The following is a 3,156-nucleotide window of genomic DNA, read 5'->3' on the forward strand; positions in this document are numbered from 1 at the left end:
AACTTCTCCCAAAGGTCGTTTTCTTTCACCATGTACATTTATCATTAGGCCGTCCCAAATTAATCATTTGTTTAACGTAACCAACCCCCCTCAAATTTGTCATTTTTTTAAAAATAAACAAACAGGTCATGTGATCACTGATTGGCAGCATTTGATTGGTCAAAAAAATTTCATATTAAATCCAGATTTTGTAGATCGGCATATAAATTATATCCTATATCAACTGATTGATCTACAATCTCTTTTTTAACAAATACAGTATTAAACATGTATTTTATTGTAGCTGTTTATAAGCAAAATAAATTGTTATTAGAAGATGCAATTACAATGGAAGAAGATAACAGTTTTGAGGATTTGTTAATTGAAACACTTGGATATATTACTGAAGAAAAAGTTACATTAAAATTTTTTAATACATTAACAAATCATTGGGCTGGTATTAGAGATCTTAATACAAAACTGATCTTTTGCAAAAACTTTGAACCATGTCAATTACAATTTACACTTAATACTACTGAATCTGAATCTTTAGAAGATACCAGAACTAATATAAATCCATTAGAAAGAATGATGGAAAATAGCAAAAGATTACATCTTCCAACTAAACATTTATTTGTTAATAGAAAAGATTTAATGTTTAATGATTTGATTGATTTATTAAATCAAAAATCTGTTGGTTGGATTATTGGCATTCATGAAACAATTGGAAATAGTTTTGTTAACAAATTAATTGATTTGCTATGGTATATTGATCCTCATCATGAAAAAATTAAAGCTCGTGGATGTACAATTCCAGATATATTTTTGACTTTACCACAATATCAAATTAATGAAACTTATAACCAATTTTACTTTACTGGACATCATAAAAAAGAGCAAATTTCTTCAGAAAAGTTAGAAACTTTAATTAAAACTATTGAATCATGTGTTTCTCAACCATGGGCAAGTCAAAATATATGGAAAAATATTATTGGTGATATTTTTAATCTATGTCATATTATGAGAAAATATATTTCTTATTTAAAAAATGTTAATGAAAGAATGAAATTTATTAATGAAAGTGATGAACCAGTTCGTAATATTTTTAATAATATTTCAATTGAAACACGAGAAAGTCTGCAAATAATTAATAAGAAATATGATACAATTTCTTTATTACTCCAAACATCAGATGATTATGAATTGCATTTTCTTGATAATTATCTTCCAGAATCAAAGAAAGATCGATATGAATTTATTAATAACATGAAACTTAAAGTACCATTTACTCTTTACCGATATTATCATGGGAATTACTTAGGAACTCTAAATTTTATATGGAAAATTTTTGATGATCCAGCAGAAAGAAGTAAAACTTTTGAAGCACAAGCTATTACTTTGGCTAATGATATGATTCCAAAATTCTTTACAAGACAAATGAAAAAAAATATAGCTGAAAAGGTATTATTAATTGTTATTTTATATATATTAATTTTTATTTATTTACATATTAATTCTTACAGTAAATTTTAAACTGAATTATCAATAGTATTCATTAATAGCAAAATTAACACCTGCAACTTGGAATATTCTATATCAAGATTTAGCTGGAGATTCTTCAACTCCATCTCATGAAATGTCAAAAGAAATGAAAGAGCGAATTCGTATAATATTAGATATTCAAGATCCAGATATAATACTAGATCTTAGAATTAATAATGGATTTAAGGGAACAAAATTTGATGAATTTTGGAATTCCATGGATGAATATTTTAATGAGGTAATTTATTTATTTACTTAAACTTTAAATAATTCTATACTAATTATATTTTTTAATAATTAGATTGTTCCATCAGTTCATGATAGATGCTCAACATCTGTATTATATATACCAGTAGCAATGTCAATACCTGATCTTAAGCAAATTATTATTGAGAAACTTGAAAAAAAATTTGGAATTCCATTAGATTCTGAAATATGTATTCCATCAGATGAATATATTCGTTTACAATTTTGGCCAGGAAATTCATTTACAAATATTGCAACAAAATATACTGGAAGGTTTAATATTGTATATAAAGTACAAAGCCGTCAATTATCAAAATTTCATTTAGATGCACATTATTGTGCAGCATTATTTCGATATACTCGTCTATTTGCAATAAAATTTAAAGATTATTTAAGTTTTATATGTGCTGATGATAAACACAAAGTTCCAATTGGAGAGGGAATTGCAACATCAAGTGGTGTTAGAAATAAAAAATCCTTAGTACCAATAGGAACTGAATTGGGATCTTCAGATCATGATTTTACAAAATTTTCTTTAACTCCATCTGTAATGCTTTTTTGTGATATACCTAATGACATTAGTGAAACTTTTTATAGAGGACAAGTTTATGTTTCATATAAGGATACTACATTTCAACCAAGTTCAGCAATCAGACATGCATCTGAATTTTATAATACATTAATGCAATATTATGATATGAATTTACCAGAAATTTTATTACTTTATACTGATGGTGGACCTGATCATAGAACAACCTTTGGATCTGTTCAAATATCCTTAATATGTTTATTTCTTCAGGGTGACTTTGATTTTCTTGCAAGTGTTAGAACTGCACCATATCATAGTTGGACAAATCCAGCAGAACGAGTAATGTCTATATTAAACTTAGCACTTCAAGGAGTATCTTTGGAAAGAGATAAAATGGATAATGTATTAGAAGAAATATTAAAAGGAAAAAATACTCTTGAGGAAATAAGAGTAGCAGCTAATAAGAATGACTTATTAAGAATTAAATTAATAGACTCAATTAAACCTGTTCAAAAATTATTGAATGAACGAACACATCTAGATTATCTTTAGATGGTAAAAAATTTCTTACAAAAAGACCTGATTTTAGATTCCAAATTGATGAAATGTTTGAGGTAACTTTATATAATCTAATTTGAATTTATTATTTTATTTATTTAATATTTATTTAATATTTTAATATTTATTATTTAATATTATATATAGGCAATTTATAAAATTGATGATACTTTGCAACCTACTGATACATCAACATATTTATTACAAAAGCATGAATTACTACAGTCTTTTATGCAATCTCACTGTCAAATACGTACCTACTCATTTCAGGTAATTTAATATTAAGTCTTTTATAATTAAAA

1 protein-coding gene is annotated in these 3,156 nt (G+C 25.6%); it reads left to right on the forward strand.

Going from position 1 to position 3,156, the window contains the following annotated elements:
* Positions 1-267: 267 nt before the first annotated feature.
* Positions 268-1,512, forward strand: coding sequence for a hypothetical protein (locus DMG62_23830; protein PYY20207.1), 1,245 nt, complete (start codon positions 268-270; stop codon positions 1,510-1,512).
* Positions 1,513-3,156 lie beyond the last annotated feature (1,644 nt).

It is taken from the genome of Acidobacteriota bacterium (assembly GCA_003225175.1).
Taxonomy (GTDB): Bacteria; Acidobacteriota; Terriglobia; order Terriglobales; family Acidobacteriaceae; genus Gp1-AA112.